The organism is Streptomyces sp. ISL-100 (genome assembly GCF_018614615.1).
Classification (GTDB): Bacteria; Actinomycetota; Actinomycetes; order Streptomycetales; family Streptomycetaceae; genus Streptomyces.
In genome coordinates this window covers 48,120-67,956 of the sequence record NZ_JAGGOK010000025.1, presented here as the reverse complement: position 1 = coordinate 67,956, position 19,837 = coordinate 48,120, and the positions used below count along the sequence as shown (strand labels likewise).

The 19,837-nt window shown below is 67.5% G+C and carries 11 protein-coding genes and 2 pseudogenes; 7 read left to right on the top strand and 6 right to left on the bottom strand.

The genetic code is table 11. From position 1 onward, the window contains the following. Positions 1-15: 15 nt before the first annotated feature. The 3 genes from J7E89_RS11305 to J7E89_RS11295 form a co-directional block, all read right to left on the bottom strand. Positions 16-2,751, bottom strand: a complete 2,736-nt coding sequence (locus J7E89_RS11305) for an FG-GAP-like repeat-containing protein (RefSeq protein WP_214972156.1) — start codon at positions 2,749-2,751, stop codon at positions 16-18. Positions 2,752-2,959: 208 nt separating this feature from the next. Then, the gene (locus tag J7E89_RS11300; RefSeq protein WP_214972153.1) at positions 2,960-5,416 is read right to left on the bottom strand and encodes an N-acetylmuramoyl-L-alanine amidase; all 2,457 of its coding nucleotides are present in this window, start codon (positions 5,414-5,416) and stop codon (positions 2,960-2,962) included. After that, positions 5,416-5,826, bottom strand: a complete 411-nt coding sequence (locus J7E89_RS11295) for an MmpS family transport accessory protein (protein WP_214972150.1) — start codon at positions 5,824-5,826, stop codon at positions 5,416-5,418. Before J7E89_RS11295 ends, J7E89_RS11300 begins: the two co-directional genes overlap by 1 nt. A gap of 1,323 nt (positions 5,827-7,149) precedes the next feature. Here J7E89_RS11295 and J7E89_RS11290 point away from each other — a divergent pair. Then, positions 7,150-14,355: a DNRLRE domain-containing protein gene (locus J7E89_RS11290; protein ID WP_251060408.1), complete on the top strand. Its 7,206-nt coding sequence runs from the start codon at positions 7,150-7,152 to the stop codon at positions 14,353-14,355. Next, positions 14,337-14,882, top strand: coding sequence for an SMI1/KNR4 family protein (locus J7E89_RS40750; RefSeq protein ID WP_251060392.1), 546 nt, complete (start codon positions 14,337-14,339; stop codon positions 14,880-14,882). Before J7E89_RS11290 ends, J7E89_RS40750 begins: the two co-directional genes overlap by 19 nt. 520 nt (positions 14,883-15,402) lie before the next feature. On the opposite strand, the gene J7E89_RS11280 is transcribed toward J7E89_RS40750, so the two are convergent. The 3 genes from J7E89_RS11280 to J7E89_RS11270 form a co-directional block, all read right to left on the bottom strand. Further along, positions 15,403-15,726, bottom strand: a complete 324-nt coding sequence (locus J7E89_RS11280) for a hypothetical protein (RefSeq protein ID WP_214972141.1) — start codon at positions 15,724-15,726, stop codon at positions 15,403-15,405. Next, entirely contained in the window at positions 15,726-16,058 is a 333-nt protein-coding gene (locus J7E89_RS11275; RefSeq protein ID WP_214972404.1) for a hypothetical protein, read from the bottom strand. The genes J7E89_RS11280 and J7E89_RS11275 overlap by 1 nt, the downstream gene beginning before the upstream one ends. A 110-nt stretch (positions 16,059-16,168) precedes the next feature. Further along, positions 16,169-17,365 carry a helix-turn-helix domain-containing protein gene (locus J7E89_RS11270; protein WP_214972139.1) on the bottom strand — a complete coding sequence of 399 codons (1,197 nt, stop codon included), beginning with the start codon at positions 17,363-17,365 and terminating at the stop codon, positions 16,169-16,171. A gap of 105 nt (positions 17,366-17,470) precedes the next feature. Between J7E89_RS11270 and J7E89_RS40745 the strand changes: the two are divergent. The 5 genes and pseudogenes from J7E89_RS40745 to J7E89_RS11255 form a co-directional block, all read left to right on the top strand. After that, positions 17,471-17,781 (top strand): annotated as a pseudogene (locus tag J7E89_RS40745) (transposase); the annotation flags it as partial. A gap of 348 nt (positions 17,782-18,129) precedes the next feature. Continuing rightward, a complete protein-coding gene (locus tag J7E89_RS11265; protein ID WP_214972137.1) occupies positions 18,130-18,330 on the top strand; it encodes a hypothetical protein in 201 nt (66 codons plus the stop codon). A 263-nt stretch (positions 18,331-18,593) separates the two neighbouring features. Further along, positions 18,594-18,788, top strand: a pseudogene (locus J7E89_RS40740) (IS5/IS1182 family transposase); the annotation flags it as partial. Positions 18,789-18,989: 201 nt separating this feature from the next. Continuing rightward, positions 18,990-19,271, top strand: coding sequence for a hypothetical protein (locus J7E89_RS11260; RefSeq protein WP_251060405.1), 282 nt, complete (start codon positions 18,990-18,992; stop codon positions 19,269-19,271). Next, on the top strand, positions 19,268-19,681 hold the full coding sequence (locus J7E89_RS11255; RefSeq protein WP_308315434.1) for a PIN domain-containing protein: 414 nt from the start codon (positions 19,268-19,270) through the stop codon (positions 19,679-19,681). The genes J7E89_RS11260 and J7E89_RS11255 overlap by 4 nt, the downstream gene beginning before the upstream one ends. The last annotated feature ends 156 nt before the right edge of the window (positions 19,682-19,837 follow it).

The window sequence follows — 19,837 nt, the reverse complement described above, 5'->3', positions numbered from 1 at the left end:
CGTGTGGGGCGGGTGTTACGGGCTGAGCACCTTGCCGATGTTGACGCCCGCCGGGGCGCCGAGCGACGAACGGCCGTAGTAAATGCCGGAGGAGGTGACGACGCCCGACGTGCTGCTGTTGTCGAGCTGGAGGACGGTGCCGTTGTTAGCGTCCTCGCCGTCCGCGCCAATCGCCAGGTCCGCCCGGGTGTACCCGGACAGGTCGGTCAGCGAGACCGCCGAGCCGAAGCGGTCGTTGGCCTCGGCCGCGCCCGGAACACCCGAGGTGTCCTGGGAGTAGGCGACGGAGCCCGTGCCGGTCGGACCGGTGGACGTACCGAGCAGCAGGAGGGTCTGGCCGGCGTTGGCGTACGAGACGCCGCTGCGGGTCAGGTCCTCGCCCGGCAGACCGGCGAGGATGTCGCCGTACCCGTCGAGGTTGACGTCGCCGATGGAGACGGACGCACCGAGGTCGTCACCGGTCTCGCCGCCGCCCGGAACGCTCGTCGTGTCCTGGTGGAAGGTCTTGACGCCGGTGGAGGTGAGGCCGGTCGACGAACCGAACACGGCGCTGACCGCGCCGCCCTTGGCGGTGTGACCCGACTCGGTGGCGGACGGCTGGCCGACGGCGAGGTCGGTGTAGCCGTCACCGTTGATGTCGCCGGAGGCGAGCGAACGGCCGCCCTTGGCGGTCAGGATGCCGACGCGCTGGAGACCGGACGACGAGCCCTTCAGCCACAGCAGGCGGCCCGTGCCCGCCGGGTCGCGGTAGGAGACCGCCACGTCGGCGTAGCCGTCGCGGTTGAAGTCGCCGCTCGCGGCGGAGGCGTACGAGACGGAGCCGGTGTACGCCGCCGTGTTGAGGTAACCGTTCTTCGCGGCGCCCGTCTTGGAGTCCCAGGCCCACCAGCGGCCCGGCTTGCCCGGTGCGACGGAAAAGACGTCGGACTTGCCGTCGGCGTTGAAGTCGCCGGTGGCGACGGTCGCGCCGAGGGCCTCACCGGCGGTGCGGGTGGCCTCGTTGGTCCAGTACGCCGTGCCGGAGGTGAGCCCGGGGCCGTACATGACCGTGACGGAGCCGGTGTTGGTCTGGGTGGACGTGCCGTTCTCGCCGGGCGCGCCGACGACCAGGTCGGCGAAGCCGTCGCCGTTCACGTCGCCGTACGCCGACGAGGAACCGAAGCGGTCGTCGCCCTCGGAGCTGCCGGGGACGCCGGGGCTGTTCTGGTTCAGGCTGCGGCGGGACTCGGCGTCGGCGACCGGGCCGTCCGTGGAGCCGGGCAGCACGGTGATGGTGCCGTCGCCGCTCGCGACCTTCGGCGTACCGACGGCGAGGTCGGTGACGCCGTCGCGGTTGAAGTCGGTCGTCGGGATCGCGGAGTTGCGGCCCGCGCCTGCCGCGAACTTACGGATCGCCGGCAGCTTGCTGTACAGGTTGGCGCCGGGGCACGCGGTGGCGAAGCCGTCGCGGTGGCCGGAGATGGTGTTGAGGGTGGCCTTCTCACCCTTGTTGTACACGCCGGTGTCGGCGGCCGCTTCCAGCGTGACCGTGCCGGTCGGGCTGACGCCGTACTGGCCGAGCTTCCAGGCGGCGACGCGCGCGGCCGAGTCGAGGGCGGCCTGGGTGGGCTTGCCCGTCTCGAAGTTGCCGAGCAGCGCGATGCCGGTGGAGTAGGAGTTGAAGCCGTACGTGTGCGCGCCGAGGACGGGCAGGTCGGCGCCGCCCTCACGGCCCTCGAAGATCTGGCCGCACTTGTCGACGAGGAAGTTGTAGCCGATGTCCTTCCAGCCGTCGTAGCCCGGGCGCGGGGTCACGTGGTACGCGTAGATCGCCCGGATCATCGCCGGGGACTCGGCGCAGCTGTAGTTGTTCGAGTCGACCGTGTGGTGAATGAAGACGGCCTGGACCTTGTCGATGTACTCGGGGTCGCTGTAGTTCGTGGCGAGCGACTTGTCCGGGCCCCACCCCGCGCGCAGGGTCATCGGCGGCCGGGTCACGGTGGACGGCGGCGCGGTCGGGACGGTCGGCGTCGGCGTGGCGGTGTCGGTCGGCGTGACCGTGGGGGTCGCCGTGTCCGTGGGCGTGGCGGTGTCGGACGGCGTGGCCGTCGCGGTGTCGGTCGGCGTGGCCGACTCGGTCGCGGTGTCGGTGGGCTCCGGCTCCGTCGTCGGGACCGTGGTGGCCGTCTCCGTCGCCGTTTCGGTCGGCGTCGGGGTCTCCTCGGCGGCGAGCGCGGCGAATGCCGCGCTCTGCGCGTCCGCGCCCGGCGCCTTGGCCTCCTTGGGCGTGACGCCCGGGTCCACCAGGGTCAGTTCGAGACCCTTGGGCAGACCGGCGGTCTCGGTGCCGTCGGCGCGCACGATGCGTGCCTCGACGGCGTCGGAGGGCCCGACCCACAGCGGTTCGGACATACCGGGCAGCTTGGCCTTGGCGTCGCGCTTCTCGGCCAGGTGCTGGTCGAGGTGCACCTCGAGCCACTTGCCCCACTCGCCGGTCTCGCGGTTGCGCGTACGCACCTCCGCCTCGCCGTCGATCTCCGCGTCCGGGTCGGCCCACGTGACACCGACCAGCGAGAAGGGGTCGGTACCGGTGCGCGGCAGCTCGCGCTTCTCGGCACCGGTCCCCTTGAAGGTGAGGGAGTGCACCTCGGCCTTGCGCGGCTTCAGTCCGTCCTGCGCCGGGTCCGCGTCGGGATTGGCGATGGCGACGGTTACGGCCCCTGCACCGCCGAGTACGACCGCGCCGACGGTCAGCCATGCTCGGCGTTTCATGCTCAGCGGTCTGTAGGCATGCGACTTGCGCGGGCTCAAATCCCTTACCCCTCATGAGAGTTCACTTGCGGCGAACCTCACGCGGAGGCCGCCTGTTTTACCCAGCGAGTCGTGCCGCGCAAACGTCACGCTGGTCGGCGGGGTTGTGGCGCAGATCACTGCGGCGTCGCGGGGCGACGGCGATGACCCGCCGCCCCCGCCGGCTCCGTTACGGGGCCAGTACCTCTCCCACGCGGGAGCCCGTGGACGCGCCGAGCGTCACCGGGCCGGCGTAGAGGCCGCTCGTCGGTACGATCCCGGTCGCGCCGGCGGCAAGTGCGAGCACGGTGCCGTCGTCGGTGTTCTCGCCGTCGGCGCCGATGCCGAGGTCGGCGTACCCGTCGCCGGTGAGGTCGTCCAGAGTCACCGCCGATCCCAGGCGGTCGCCCGCCTCGGCGGCGCCCGGCATGCCGGGCTGGTCCGTGTCGTACGCCGCCGAGCCTGCCGCGCCCAGTCCGCCCGCGGAACCGGGTACGCGCAGTACCGCGCCCGCGTCGGTGGCCGCCGTGGTGACGTCCTTGCCGGGGATGCCGGCCAGTACGTCGGCGTACCCGTCCGCGTCGGTGTCCGCGGCCGCGACCGACGTGCCGAGCGAGTCGCCGTCAGCGGGATCGCCGGGGACGCCTTCGGTGGCCTGGTCGAGGACGGCCGCCCCCGTGCTGGTGAGGCCGGTGGCGGAACCGTGGAAGGTGGCGATCTGGCCGCCGTTCGGTGCGCCGGGGCGGCCGACGGCCAGGTCGGCGTAACCGTCGCCGTTGAGGTCGCCAGAGGCCAGCGACCGGCCGCCGGCGCCGTGCAGTACGGCGGGCGCGTCGGTGCGCAGGCCGGTCGCGGAACCGGACACCACGACCAGGGGCGTCGCGCCTTCGGGCGTACGGAAGGTGAGGGCGGCGTCGTCGTAACCGTCGCGGTCGAAGTCGCCGGTGGTGACGTCGGCGTCCTGTACGGGGCCGGAAGCGAGAGCGAGTGCGGCGGAGAAGGTGTGGTCGGCGCCGTCGACGGCCCAGGCCCGGCCGCTGCCGGGCGCGACGGCGAGGATGTCGTCGCCGCCGTCGTGGTCGAAGTCGCCGGTGGCGAGTGCCTCGCCGAAGCGGTCGCCGCTCTGCCGGGAGGCGGCCGGGACGCTGAGCATCGACGGATGGGAGACGAACCCGTTCGCCGTACCGCGCAGCACGGTCAGTACGCCTTCGTCGGTGGCCCCTGCCGTGATCTCCTCGCCCGGCGCGGCGACGACGAGATCCGCGAAACCGTCGCGGTCCACGTCCCCGTACGCCGTGGCCCCGCCGAAGGCGTCACCGGTCTCCGAGCCGCCGGGCACACCGGTCGTCTCCTGGTTGACCACGATCTTGTACGCCGTCTGGGGGCCGCTGCGCCCGCCGGGGACGACGGTCACCTGGCCCGCGCCGCTCAGCGTCCCGGCGCTCGCGCGGGGGAGCCCGACGGCGAGGTCGGCGTGCCCTTCGCGGTTGAAGTCGCCTCGCTCGGCCGGTGTGCTGGCGGCGGCGGCGGCCGTGCGGATGGCGGGGAGGTCGGCGTAGAGGTTGCTGCCGGGGCACTCGGTCGGGTAGCCGTCGCGGTGACCGGAGATCCGGTCCATGACGACCTTCTGGCCCGCCGTGTACTTGCCGTTGTCGGCGCCGGCGGTCAGCGTCACGGTGCTGGTGGGGTTGTGCCCGTACAGGCCGAGCTTCCAGGCGGCGACCTTGGCGACGGACTCGCGGACGGCGGGTGTGGCGGTGGCGGTGTTGTAGTCACCGAGGACCGAGATGCTGCTGGTGTCGGTGTTGAAGCCGTAGGTGTGCGCGCCCTGGATGGGCTTGTCGATGCCGCCCGCGCGGCCCTCGAAGATGGTGCCGCACTTGTCGACGAGGAAGTGGTAGCCGATGTCGTTCCAGCCCTGGCTCTTCACGTGGTAGGTGAAGATGCCCCGGATGAGCGAAGCGGACTCGGCGCAGGTGTAGTCGTTCGTCCCCGCCGTGTGGTGGACGAAGATGGCCTTGGTGTCGGTCGTGTACGTCGGCGGGCCGCCGACGATCGACTCGTCGGCGCCCCAGCCGGCCCGCGAGGTGACGGGCGGCTGCGGGGCGGCGGTGGGGGTGGCGGAAGCCGAGGCTGAAGCGGTAGGGGTAGTCGTCGCCGTGGCGGCGCCCTCAGGGTCGACCAGTTCCACCCGCAGCCCCTCCGGGAGATTGCGCTTGGCGGACGCGCGCAGCTGTACGCCGTCCGAGGGACCGGTCCACAGGGGCTGGGTCCCGGCGCGCAGTCCGGGCTTGGCGTGCTCGGGCCCGCTCTCCGGCGTTCGTGCATCCGTGTCCAGCGCACGCCAGCCGGACCAGGTACCGGTGCGGCTGTCCCGGGTGCGGACCTCGGCCGTACCGCCGAGTTGGGCGTACGGGTCGTCCCAGGTGAGGCCGAGGAGGCTGAACGGGCGGGTGGTGCGCGGCGCGAGCGCGCGGACCGCCGGGTCGCTGCCGGCCGGGACGGCGACGGTGTCCAGAGTGCCGGACTTCGCTGGGGTGGTGGCCGGCGCGTCCGCGAACGCGGCGGGGCCGACGAGGCCGAGTGAGCCGGCGACAAGGGACGTCGCGGCGAGCAGCACGGCGGTGCGGGAGACAGTGGCGCGCATCAGCCGATGCTCCCGTCGGCCTTGGGCAGCGCACCGGTGCAGGTAGCGCGGCCGAACTTGCCCATGGCCATGGCGCGCTGGACGTGCTTGCCGCGAATGGCGAGGGTGCAGCTGACCTCGCCGCCCTTCTCGTCCAGGGTGATGTAGACGGTGGGCGCCTTGCCGACCGGCACCTGTACGGACTTCTTCCACGGCAGCTTCACACCGGACACAACGGTGGCGTCCCCGGCCTCGTTGCGGGCGAGGTAGGAGATGTCGGCGGTGCCCTCGCCGGTGACCTCGTAGGTCACCTCGGCGGTGGGGACGGTGCGGGGCTTCGGCTTGTCCGGCGTGTCGAGGATGCCGTAACCGACGAGACCGCCGCAGGCGACCAGAAGCGTAAGAGCGACGGCAATTGCGCGCCAGTTCATTCCCTTCGGCTCGTCCGTCGAAACATCTGAATTTTCGACAATTTCCGTCGCTGGCGGCATGGGAAGTCCATCTTTCACTCGGCGGGGAAAAAATTTGGAACCGGCCGGTTATACACCAGGCGATCCGGCGAGTGCGAGCATGCGGAAGAAGCGGACGTGTCGGAATTGTTCGTGGGGTTGACGTGGCGCAGTCAACCTGACTAGACATCACCATGCTCCTGGCCAGGGGTGATGAGAGTTCACCCCCAAAGTCGGTCCTGCAATGCAGGGTCGGCGTAATTGGCGTGCCCATTTTTGGGCCGCCCCAGGAAGGGCATTGTGAATATAAGGTTGGGGAGATTCATCTCCTGCCTTGTGGTGTCGGCGGTCGCAGGAACTGCGCTACCGCAAGTGGCTTACGCCGCTCCGGCATCCGGGGGCGATGACGGCAAGGGTGTTGTCGACACCGTCAAGGGCTGGTTTTCGGACGACGACGATTCCGAAAGGGAACTGGCCAAACCGCCCGTCGGCGGGAAGTACGAGATACCGAGCCGGGAGAAGCTGCCGAAGGGCAAGAAGCTTCCGAAGGCCAAGCGTGTCAAGGAGCTGACGGGGCAGCGGACCGCGCAGGCCCGGTTCTGGGAGATGTCGGACGGTCGGGTGGAGGCCGAGCTGTCGGCCGTCCCGGTTTCGTACAAAGCCGGCAAGTCCTGGAAGTCGATCGACACCTCCGTCCGTGCGACGGACGCCAAGGGCTTCGACTTCGCCAACACCGCCAACTCCGGGCGGAGCTGGTTCGGTTCGGATCCGAAGAAGCTGATGCGCTTCGAGGCACCGGACGGCCGCTCGGTGCGCCTGGGCCTGGAGGGCGGCAAGAAGGATCTCGCCCCCACCTCCAAGGGCGACACCGTCTCCTACAAGGACGCGGTGGCCGGCGCCGACCTCGAATACAAGGTGGGCCGGGGGCAGGTCAAGGAGAACATCGTCCTTGATGCGGCTCCTGCCGAGCCGGTGTCCTTCACCTTCGCCCTGGGCACTGAGGGCCTGACGCCGAAAGCGCGCAAGGACGGCTCGATCGCCCTGTTCGGCGAGGCGCCTAACACTCCTGTCCTGGTAATTCCGGCGCCGTACATGACGGACGCCAAGAAGGACAAGCTGTCGCCGACCGGTGGTACGTACTCCACCAAGGTCACCCAGAAGCTGACCCGCTCGGGTGACGGCAAGAGCTGGAAGCTCAAGGTGACGCCGGACGCCAAGTGGCTCGCGGCCAAGGAGCGCCAGTACCCGGTCGTGATCGACCCGACGATCACCATCGCGCCGTCACCGTCGGCGTCGCAGGACGTGATGGTCCTGTCGGATCAGCCGTCGGTGAACTTCAACTCGACCTGGAAGCTGTCGGCGGGCTTGACCGGCACGGGCACTTCCCGGTCGCTGATCAAGTTCCCGCTGGACGAGATCCCGTCGGGTGTGAAGGTCGACGCCGCCCAGCTGGGCCTGTACTTCGACCAGGCCCACACCACGAACGCCAACAACGTGGACATGGCGGTTCACCGGGCCACGGGCGCCTGGGACGAGGCGACGGCGACGTGGTCCAACACCAACGCGCTCGTGGGCGAGCAGTCCGCCAGTACGGTCCTGCTCGACGACGGCGATGCCGGCACGGCCGCGGTCGGTGAGTGGCCCAAGGGCGCGACGACCGGCGGCGCCGCCGTCAACGACGACTACGCGTACAACAAGAACACCGCGACCGGCGAGTCCTACACCTGGCAGCCGCGCATCGCGGACACGGCCGACTACAAGGTCGAGGTCCGTACGCAGGCACTGGCCGACGCTACGACGGTCGCCCCTTACACGGTCACCTCCGGTGAGGGCACGTCGACGCACACGATCAACCAGACCGGTACCGCGACGTGGAAGCAGCTGGGCACCAGCCAGCTCGACTTCGCCAAGGGCAATGCCGGAAAGGTCGTACTCGGCGACACCGGCGACTCCACCAAGAAGACCGTCGCGGATGCGATCCGCCTGGTCAACCCCGCCCAGATCCGCAAGGACACGGGTGAATACAACCAGTGGCACAACTTCCGGGTCGCCGACACCGTCCAGAAGTGGGTGTCCGGAACCGCGTCCAACCACGGCTTCGTCATCAAGGCCGCCGATGAGGCGACCGCGCTGACCGGTGGCCCGCGCTACGAGGCCGGTGACGGCGACTACGGCGGCGAGACCTCGACCATCCCGCGGCTGACCGTCAGCTACGGCAAGGTCGGCACCTCGCTGAACTCCCCGACTGTGGTGCACTCCACGGGCCCGGAGCTGTCCTGGCCGAAGTACACCAACAACACCGGCAGCACGAGCAACGACATCGCCGAGTACCAGCTGCACCGCTCCACGCAGCAGGTCTTCACGCCGTCCGCCGCCACGCTGATCGCCCCGATCGCGTCCACGGCGACGACGTACACGGACACCACGGCGGTGCCGACCCCGGACTCCAGCTCTGCGGAGATCGGCAAGTCGTACTTCTACCAGCTCGCGGTCAAGACCAAGACCGGTGAGGTACTCGGGTCCCCGACCCGGGTGGTGGGCATCCCCAAGGCCGGCCGGACGATGAAGATCATCCAGGCTCCGGCGGCCGGCGGCCAGTACGACACCACCCTGTCCTCCGCCCAGCCCACCACCAACCAGGACAAGATCAAGTCCTGGGACGTCGGCCAGACCTGGCTGAGCGTCGGCAACAACTCCTCGACGTACGGAAAGACCCGCGCCGTCGTCAAGTTCCCCACCAGCGACATCCCCACCACCGCGACGGTGCTGGAAAACAAGATGTACATGTGGGGAGCGGAGACCACCAGCACCAGCAACGGTGCGGTCTACGAACTCCACGCGCTGACCCGCGACTTCACCGAAACCGCCGCCACCTGGAACAACGCCCACGCCACGACCCCGTGGACCACGGCAGGCGGCGACTACTCGGCCACGGTCGCGGACACCGTCCCGCAGATCACCGACGAGGTCGGCCGCCACTGGTGGGGCGCCACCTCCCTGATGCAGTCCTGGGTCAAGACCCCGGCCAACAACAAGGGCGTCCTGGTCAAGCTCAAGGACGAGTCGACCACCGGCCCACAGGAACGCACCCTGTTCCTGTCCTCGGAGGCCTCCGACCCGCAGCTGCGCCCGTACATGCAGGTCATCTACGTCGACTCGACGACCGAGGACACGTACTACGCGCCGCAGACGCCGGCCCGGATGACCCCGAACTCCACCTACACGGTGGACATGACGGTCACCAACACCACGGCCTCCACCTGGGCCACCGGTGAGCGGCAGATGTCGTACACCTGGAAGCTGCCCGACGGCACCGACGTCACCAACGGCGGCAACCAGGTCTCGACAGCCATCCCGACCCTCGCGCCCGGCCAGTCCGCGACGATCAAGGCGCAGGTCAAGACCCCGATCAACTCCGACTCGGGCAACAAGCGCAACGACTACGTGCTGGGCTGGGACGTACGCAAGGTCGCGGACGGCAGCTGGCTGTCGGCCGGCGGCACCATCGCCCCGCTGAACCAGAACGTCACGGTGGAGGACCCGACCTCCAACCAGATCGGCCTGGAGAAGTTCTACGCCTACACGGGCAAGAACACCGGCGCCGGCGCTTCGCTGATGAACAACCTGGCCGCGGGCAACAGCGTCTGGTCCTACAACGCGTTCAGCAATCCGGGGCGCGGGCTGAGCACCTTCGCCCGGTTCTCCTACAACTCGCTGGACACCTCGGACACGGTGCTCGGTGCGGGCTGGTCAGGCCAGGCGGCAGGTCCCATCCGCATGGGTGCGCATCTGGAGCTGCATCCGAAGCCGAGCCCGACCGAGGTCAGGCTGCCGGACGGGGATGGTACGACGCACGTCTTCCGCAAGGAGCCGGATGGCAGCTGGAAGGCCCCGGCGGGGGTGCATTACAAGCTCGCCCCGAAGGCGAACCTGGACTGCACGCCGGCGAAGGACCCGATCCCGGACGCCTGGACGATGACCCGTCCGGACGGCACGCGGTTCCTGTTCGGTTGTGACGGCTACATGACGTCGTCGATCGACCAGAACGGCAACACTCAGTTGTTCACCTACGAGGAGCACAAGGCCAACGGCAAGGCGGCCAAGTTCCTCGCGTACGTCACCGACCCAGCGGGCCGTCAGTCCCTGACGGTCGACTACTACAACAAGGGTGACGCGACCTACGAGTACATCGACGCCACCGGCGCCAAGGTCTCCGGCACCAACCTGAACAACCACAACATCTACGACCACGTGAAGTCCATGACGGACATCTCGGGCCGCAAGATCTCCTTCTACTACACCAAAGAGGGCCTGCTCGGGCAGTTCATCGACGGTGAGGGCTCGACCAACGGGGCGCCGAAGGTCTTCAAGTTCACCTACGACGCCGTCCAGGGCAAGAAGAACGTCAAGCTGGTCAAGATCACTGACCCCCGGGGCAACGCGACCGACCTGGCGTACTACTTCCCCAAGGAGGGTGACGATCCGAAGTACCACTGGTGGACGCAGACGATCACCGACCGTCTGAGGGGCACCACCGGTTTCGCGTACAAGCCAAACGTTGCGAACCTCAAGTTCACCAACACCACGGTCACGGACGCCGAGTCGAACGCCGCCACCTACGTCGTGGACGATTTCGGGCGGCAGGTGCAGGTCACCAACGCCAAGTCCGAGACGACCAAGATGAACTGGGACGCCGACAACAACGTCACGTACCTGGAGGAGACGAACGGAGCCAAGACGGCCTTCTGCTACGACCAGAAGACCGGCTATCCGCTGCGGCAGTGGGATGCGGAGACGACCAAGTCCTGGACGTCCACGCAGCTGATTGCCACCTACTACTGCGACCCGGCGAACGACGGCAGTCTGCCGAACTCTGCGAAGTACGCGTATCAGACGCGTCTGGACGGGTACTCCGCAGACCTCTTCACGAAGACCTCGCCGGCGGGCCGCACTCACCAGTTCGGCTATGACGCCTTCGGCAATGTGAAAACGGTCACCGACCCCAAGGGCGTGGCGTCGTCGACCGTTGACGACTACACCACGAAGTACGAGTACGACGGTTTCGGACAGCTGGCCAAGGCCGTCGATGCCAACGGCAACGTCACCGTCAACTCGGACTATGACGTGGTTGGTTACCCGAAGACCATCACCGACCCCGAGTTGCACGCGACGAAGTACGTGTACGACGAGCGCGGCCAGGTCGCCCAGGTCACCGACGCGCTGGAAAAGTCGACGACGCAGACGTACGACACCTTTGGCCGCCCGCTAGTCAGCAAGGTTCCGAAGAACCAAGCGACAGGGATCTACATCACCACACCGGCCCCGGTGTACGACGTCAACGACAACATCACCAAGGCCACGGCTCCGAATGGAGCAATTTCCGAAGCGGTCTACAACGGCAACGACCTGATCACGGAGGCCAGCGCTCCGGCCAACAACGTCACCACCGGCCGGAAGAGCACCTACACCTACGACAAGGTCGGCAACCTCAAGACAACGACCGAGCCGAAGGGCTCGGCGACCTCCGCCGACCTGACGGACTACGTCACCACCAACAATTACGACGCGACCTATCAGATCACCTCGGTGCTGAACTCGACGGGCGACAAGGTCTCCTACGAGTACGACAACGTCGGCAACCTGGTCACGGTCAGCGACCCCAAGAAGAACGCCACTGCCGACACGACGGACTACACGTCCAAGACCGCCTATGACCTGAACCACCGGGTCGTCAAGGCCACGGACGCCGCCGGCAAGTACACCACCATCGGCTACGACCGGGACTCAAAGCCCACGGAGACGACGGACCCGGAGCGCAACAAGACCGAGACCGTCTACGACGAGCGGGGCGCGGTAGTCGAGCAGCGGGTTCCCTACCTGGGGACCACGGTCCGTACGACCAAGTTCGAGTACGACCAGGCCGGTAACCGCACCAAGGTCGTCTCTCCCCGCGGTGTGAACACCGCCAGCACGGAGGACTTCGCCACCCGTACCGAGTTCGACAAGCTCAACCGGCCGGTCAAGGCGTACATGCCGTACGACCCGGCGGACACCCGCTACAACAGCCCGAACGTGTACACGCAGACCGTGTACGACGAAGTGGGACGGGTCAAGAAGGTGTCGGCACCGCCGTCGGAAGGCCAGACGGTACGCAACGACACCGACTACACCTACTGGGACAACGGCTGGTCCAAGACCAGCGTCGATTCGTGGGACATCCGCACGACGTACGACTACGACGCGATGGGGCAGCAGGCCTCGCGGACGCTGACCTCAGCCGGTGGTACGGCGTCACGGACGATGGGCTGGACGTACTACCCCGACGGGTCGCTGAAGAGCCGCACGGACGCACCGTCCGCGGGCACGGAGCGCAAGTCGTTCGCCTACGCCTACGACGCCAACGGCAACACAACGTCGATCGATGACACATCGTCAGGCACCATGGTCGACGCGTACACGATGACCTACGACGGCCTCAACCAGGTCCAGAAGGTCACCGAGGCGCTCGCCGGCCAGGAGAAGAAGTCCACCTCCTACGCGTACAACGCGAACGGCCAGCCGGAGACCGTCACTCACCCCGACCAGTATTCGCAGTACACCTACGACTTGCGGGACCTCGTCAAGACGGTCCAGGTCGGCAAGAGTGCTGCGGACGCCGCCCCGAAGGTCACCGAGTACACCTACAACGACCGCGGCGAGCGGCTGAGGGAGACCAAGGCAAACAAGAACACGGTCGACTACGGCTACTACCTGAACGGGAACCTCAAGAGCACGGTCGAGAAGAAGGCCGACGCCACCACGCTGGTCGCCTCGCACACGTACGCCTACGACGCCAACGGCAACAAGTCGCAGGACGTCTCGAAGAAGATGAACGCCGACAACCACTCGGCGTACCTCGACTCGACCACGGACTACACCTACGATCCGGCCAACCGGCTCGCGAAGCTGACCAAGACGGGCAGCGGCGCCGGCACGGAGACGTACGTCCACGACGACAACGCCAACGTCATCAGCCAGAACATGAAGGGCACGTCGACCACCTTCACCTACGACCGCAACCGACTGCTGAATGCGACCACCGGCGGCGTCCTCCAGACGTACAACTACGACGCCTACGGCCGCATGGACAACGTGACCTCCGGTGGCAAGGTCCTGGCGGACAACACGTACGACGGATTCGACCACGTCGTCGAGCACACCAAGGTGGAGCCCGACGGCACGTCGAAGAGCACCAAGTACGTCTACGACCCGTTGGACCGCACCACGGCCAAGACGGAGGGCACCAAGACCACCGACTTCAACTACCTCGGCATGTCCGAGGAGATGCTCGATGAGCGCGTCGCCGGTGAGATCACCAAGTCGTACCAGTACAGCCCGTGGGGCGAGCGGCTGTCGCAGATCAAGCGCAACAGCGACGGCACCGAAGACCTGGGCGTCTACGGCTACAACGGCCACACCGACACCGAGACCCTCACCGACAAGAACGGCAACACCGCTTCGACCTACGGGTACACGGCCTACGGCAGCAACGACACCTCCGAGTTCACCGGCATCGACAAGCCCGATGCCGCCCAGCCCGAAAAGGAGATGCACAACTCCTACCGCTTCAACGCGAAGCGCTGGGACGCCGCCAGCGGAACCTACGACATGGGCTTCCGCGACTACAGCCCGGGCCTGAACCGCTTCACCTCGCGGGACATGTACAACGGCGCTCTAGCCGATATGCGGCTCGGGTCCGACCCCTTCACTGGTAACCGCTACGCCTTCACCGGCGGCAACCCGGTGAGCAACGTCGAGGTCGACGGTCACTTCTTCCCGCTCATCCTGGTCGCAATCCCCGTCATCGAGGTCATCGCCGTAGCGGTGGTGGCCACGGTCACGACCGCGGCAGTGGTCACGGCGGCCCAGGAGGCCGGCCAAGCCATCGACGAGGCCGCCGCAGAGGCGGGCCAAGATGACGAGCCGACGCCCGCCCCTGCCCCCAGGGGGCGTCCGGGCGGCGACACGGACAGCGACGACGAGGAGGAGCGCTGTGACTCCGAGCCGAAGTCGTCCCGGTTCCAGTACGAGGAGCTGGACGGCGAGGGCCGTGCCCAAGGCGCGACGGCGCTGATCTGCCCGAGCGACCTCAAGGCCCCGCTCGCGGATAGAGACACGGGCGCGGTGAACGTGTACGGATTCCCGGACCCCGCGCAGAACACCCCCAGGTCGGGGAAAGGGAACATCTTTGACCGCACGCATATCGTCGGCGACAAGGTGGGCGGCGACTGGGTCAACGAGAACCTGTTCACCGGGTTCTCCCGCATGAACAAGAGCGGCATGCGGCGCTGCGAGATCAAGATGGAAAAGCAGCTCGCAGCAGGGAACTGGGTGCAATACACAGGAAAGGTCAACCACAGCCACGCCGAGGGAATGCCGGACAGTATTACCATGTCCGCCCGCACCGAGAATGGAGTATTGTTCGACAACGTGACGGTCAAGAACATCACGGAATGGCAGACGACATGCTGAGGATCGAGGAGCTGGAGGCAGCGCTCCCGTCGATGACGCAGTGGCGTGTGACAGTCGGGCGCAGCGTGGACTGGACCGCCCTCGAGGCGGACCTCGGGACGGCGCTGCCCTCGGACTTCCGCTCCCTGACGGAGGCGTATCCGATCATGGTCATCGACGACTTCCTGAAGGTGTCCGTTCCCCGGCCCGGCGCCGAGGCGTCATGGGCGTCCGAGTCCAGGGAGGACGAGATCCTTCAGGATCTGTACGAGATGGGCGACACCGAGGACTACGTTCCCTACCCGCAGCCGGGAGGCCTAATCAGCTGGGCGGAGTCCTATTCGGGGGACTGCTTCTACTGGAGGACGAGCCCCGCGGACCCGGACGCATGGCCGGTGGTCGTCCGCGGCGACAACGGCGACTGGTCGGAGTTCCCGGTCGGCGCCGTGGAATTCCTGGTCGGCGTGTATCGGCGCACCATCCATGTGCCGGGCATGCCGAAGAACTTCCCGAGTGATGACCCCCAAGTGCTGGGGCTTGACGGCTGAGCCATCCCCCTAGCGACGCGCGCGACCGCCCCCGGGGACTTCCGGGGGCGGTCGTCGTTCGGGGGTGCGGCTGATCTGTACCAGATGTGCTGAGTTTCTCCGTGGCCCAGCCCCGCGAAGTCCGCCGGGTGGGCCGTCCTTCACGGCGGTGACGACAATACGTCGCGTTCCAGGCAGATCCGGCCCTCGCCCTCCAGACCACATCAGGAACCGTCCTTTATCAGCTGTCGCGGAACCACCACGGCCACCTCGTGCCAGGTTTGTAGGGGGCCTTCGGCGTCGAGCCAGGCAGGGTCTATTACGTCCTGCCGGACGGGGAAGCATGGTTTGCCAACTCCTCCATCGAGCGCCTGGAGGGCGGCGGCGCCGAAGGCCGCGACGCCAACTGAGACGAGCGCCGGAACGCAGGAGTCCCCGGAGAAAAGTGATTCCTCCGGGGACTCTCTGTTTTTGTCAAGTGCGCATCGCGCTGGGGTCGAGTTGGCAGGTCAGCCGCGTCGGACGGGGGCGAACGCCAAGGTCACATCACGTCGTCGTCGAGGGCATCAGAGTCTTCGAAGGCGGGCATGGGCAGGCGTGCGCCACGGCTCACCGCGATGCGGTGCGCATTCGCCAGCGCCTCGGTCAACTGGACCGTCAGCAGGTGAAGTTCACCGGGTGTCCACGCACGGTCAGCAAGGACCTGCTGCGCTTCCTCGATGAGTTCACCGGCCAGGCCGAGTTGAGCCGCTTCCATGTTGTCGGCGAGGCGCGACATGAACCCGGCCCCGTCGCTGGACAGGTAGCACGGCTTCCCTTCCGGCCCCGCCCACGGAAGGAGGCGCAGTTCATCGGTCAGGCTCATCACGCTGTTACCTCCACACCGTGGATCAGCCGGGAACCGACGTCGATGCCGTGCACCGCCAGCCACAACGCACGCCGCCGAATCCGCTGCCGCCTTGCCTCCTGCCGCTCATGCGCGACCAGGTGCGGGCGGACGATCCCGATCCCTTCGCCCCGCAACGGCGGCATGGGTACGTGCGGCAGGCGCGCGGTTGGTGTGCCGGTGCTGGCTGCGGAGGACCGGCGGTCGGCTCTGCGATGGCGGCCCTCAGCGGGCCATGCAAGTCGCCACAGCGGCTCGAAGATATGGGCGATACAGTGCGGCATGTTGACGCTCCAATCGGCGTTGGCCACGCCCCCGGACCGTTCGCCCGGTCGCGGGGGTACTGACTGAATGTCAGCCTGCCGACTGGCGGTGCAAGGCAGTTGCACCGAACCGTGCAACTTCCCGGCCCCGGAAACTGCTAGATCCCGACCCACTCCGCGTACTGGGACAGCGAGCTATTTCGGGCCCGCTCACGCCGCTTGAGCGCCAGCACCGTCTCCCGCACCGTCGGGTGGTAGCGCGTCTGCTGCGGCGCGATCCGCCGGGCGCGCTGCAAGCAGTCCAGCGCCTGCTCAGGATGGTCCGCCCAGACGTGCGCGCGTCCCAGATCCATCCAGTGATGCCCGGCTCGGGAGCGGGTCCAGCCACGCGGGATCCGTACATCCTCGGCGAGTTCGACCGCGCGCCCGAAATCGTCCATCTCGGAGGCAATCGCCACGGCGTGGACTCCGACGTTCACCGGCCCCCAGGTCACTCCGTAGTCGGGCAGCTCACCCGTCCTGAGACCGATGGCACGGGCCTCGGCCAGACGCACATCCGCATGTTCCCGGTCCTTCATCCGTCCCGCGATCACCGCGGCACGCAGATGCATCACGCCCCGCATAGCCTCGATGCCCGCTGGCCGACGCGCTTCCTGGCCTTCAAGCTCCCGCAGAGCCCGGTCGATCACGCGAACCCCGATGTCGTACCGTCCGGATGACATGGTGGTCTGCGCACGGAGATAGGCGTGCATAGCCGCCAGGCCCGGCTCATCGGCACGCGGCGCAGTCCACGCCAACCGGTCCAGCGCGACTGTGGCGAGGTCGATATAGCCGAAGTTCCACGCCACGGTGAACACACAGCGGAACGTCCCAGCCAGACACTCGTACGCCAGCCGCTGCTCTTCGCCGGTACCGAGGTGGACAGCCTGAACCGACTCGTCAATCAAGCCGGGCAAGTCCCGCACCATGTCCGTGTACTCGGCCTGACGGCGCCGGACGAGGGCCTGTTGGACATCGGCCCGGATGAGTGCGGCCGGACGGGGTGCCGTCTCCCAGTTCAGTGCCACATCCCAGTTCTCCATGCCCTCACGGATCGGCTGTATCAACGCGTCCATCCGGTCACGCCGCAGCTCCTCCGCGTAAGGCTGCCCCAGTAGATCGGACGTAGAGACACCCAGTGCGCGGGCGCATGCAGCGATCAAGGCCGGAGAAGCGGGCTTCTGCCCGCACTCGACCTTCGACAGCAGCGACTTGGAGACATTGGCGCGCATCGCTAGCCCCTGCTGCGTCAGCCCCCGCTGCTTACGGATACGGGCGACCCGAGCCCCGATGTGCTCCTCGATGCTCTGCGTCACGATGAACTCCGTTCTGCGGCAACACTCAGACGGTAACCCCCGAACGCCAGCCCCAGATCAGCCGACCGGATACCGTCCCCGTCTCCCAGCAAACCCGTACCCGGCCCCAAGGCCGTCGCGAAGATCGCCGACGACGCCGAGGAACTGCTCGCGTTCTACGGCTTCCCCGCCAGCACTGGATCCACCTGAGGACCACCAACCCCATCGAGTCCACGTTCTCCACGGTCAAGCTGCGCACCAAGGTCACCCGCGGCGCGGGCAGCCCGGCCGCGGCTCTAGCGATGGTGTTCAAGCTGGTGGAGTCCGGGCAGGCCCGCTGGCGGGCGATCACCGGAGCACACCTGGTGCCCCTGGTCCGGGCCGGCGTCAGGTTCGAGAATGGGGTTCTGGTCGAGCGCCAGGAGCAGGCCGCCTGAGCGGGAGGATGAGTCCAGAATCTGGCCTGTCTCCCCACACTGCCGGTGGGCTGTCCAGTCCATAGGTCTTGACCATTCCTCTCCATCCCATGACCGGAACAAAGGTGATCAGACATGGTTCCTCGGAACGGCGACGAAGTGATCGTCTCCTGTGAGCCGGCAATCGCTCGGGTGGTCACGGTAGATCGCTACATCACTCTGGAATGGCCGTGGGGAGCGATCGACAATTCCTCTAGTTTCCGATGGAACGGGCAAGTCGCCCTCCCGCACGGCGATTCCCATCAGGAATGGAGTCCATATCGTCTCGAACCGGTAGCTTCCGCCCTCCGTGTTGGAGGCGTTTGCACCGTGTCGATCCCGCCGACCCGACTCTACGTGGGGCACTACGAGGAGTACGACCCTCCACGCAGCCTCGGCTGGGCTCCCGCACCCACCGCAGGAATCTACGTCGTCCCACCGGAGAGGATGGACGTCGACATGGAGGACGCGGGGTGCATGCTCTACCTGGGCGGAGCTGAGCCCATTCACGTGGAACCGGTCAAGGGCTGAGCCGGGACACACCGGGCTCCAGCACCACCCGAACCAACATCACGCAGTCCAGGGAACGACACGAGCTACACAGCTCATCCACAAGTCTTGACTATTGCCCGTCCACGAGTCGTCGATCAAGGTTGTGGGGCGCGCCAGCAAGGACGCATGAAGCGTGGCACTGCAGGCTGGGATTCTGGCTTCCCGATTACGGTAAGAACTCCTAACGAAATGATCTTCGAGGTGATTGGACCACTCGGGGACTGGTGACCTGGGGGTGCTGGGTGGCGCGGCCGAAGCCGTGGGAAGTCGACGACGAGCTGTGGGCGATGATCGAGCCGCTGCTGCCCAAGGTGGAGCGCAGGACCCGGCATCCGGGATGCAAGCGGCATCCGGACCGGCTGGTGTTCCAGCGCATCACCTGGGAACACCTGCCGCAGGAACTCGGCTTCTGCTCGGGCGTGACGTGCTGGTGCCGGGGGCCACGGGGGGCACAGACGCGGGGAGGCACCGGCCTGCCCCGTCGGCGGATGAGCGTATGGCCCCCGGAGCGCCCGGCCTCACACCGGACAGGACTCCGGCCCAGGTCAACCCAACCCCGCCCGAGCACCCTGGCAGACTCAGCATCAGCAGGCCGAAGAGCCAGGACAGAGCGGCTGTGCCCGTGCCAGACTTGTGGCATGACGGCAGCACGCGACTACGAGGACATCCGGTACGCGCTGGAGCATCTCAGCCCGCCCCAGGTGCGGCGGCTGCGGCTGATCATCAGCCAGGACGAGGAACTCGCCGAAGCGCTGCCTGACCATGCTGACGAGCAGGACAAGAGTGAATACGATGGGGGCGAGGTGCCGCCCGGCCTCCTGGCGCTCTTCGGTAGCATCCACGCGCCGGCCGACTTCGGCGAGAACCACGACCACTACATCCGCGAGCGGATGGAACGCCGCCTGGACGTCGCCGAGTGATCGCACCAACCGTCCTGGACACCGGCCCGCTCCTGTCGGCTTTCAATGCCGACGACAAGCACCATGTACGTTGCGTGGACTTTTTCACCCGCCTCCAGGGCCGACGACTCCTGCCCGGCCCGGTCTTTGCCGAGGTCAGCTGGAGCCTGGAACGCTGGCCCAGGGTCGAGGCCGCCTTCATCGAACAAGTCGCCCTGGGAACCTTCGAACTCGTCGAACTGACCAAGGACGACCTGCACCGCCTCAGCGAGCTCGTCATCCAGTACGCCGACTTTCCCCTCGGAGCGGTCGATGCCTCCGTCATCGCCATCGCGGAGCGCTTCAAGGCGGACCGCATCGCCACCCTTGACCGCCGCCACTTCACCGTCGTCAAACCCAAGCACGTTCCCGCGCTCACCCTCCTGCCGTAGAAACGCCTGACGGCAACGCTGACGTCAACGTCCACGAATTTCGGCTCGCAGGCCCGAACGCCGATTTGCTGTCAGTCGCGGGCGGGCCAGCAAAATCGCGGGTAATCGTGGCCGACTGAGGAGCGGGCGGCGGCGGCGAGCGGGAGGTTGGTGATC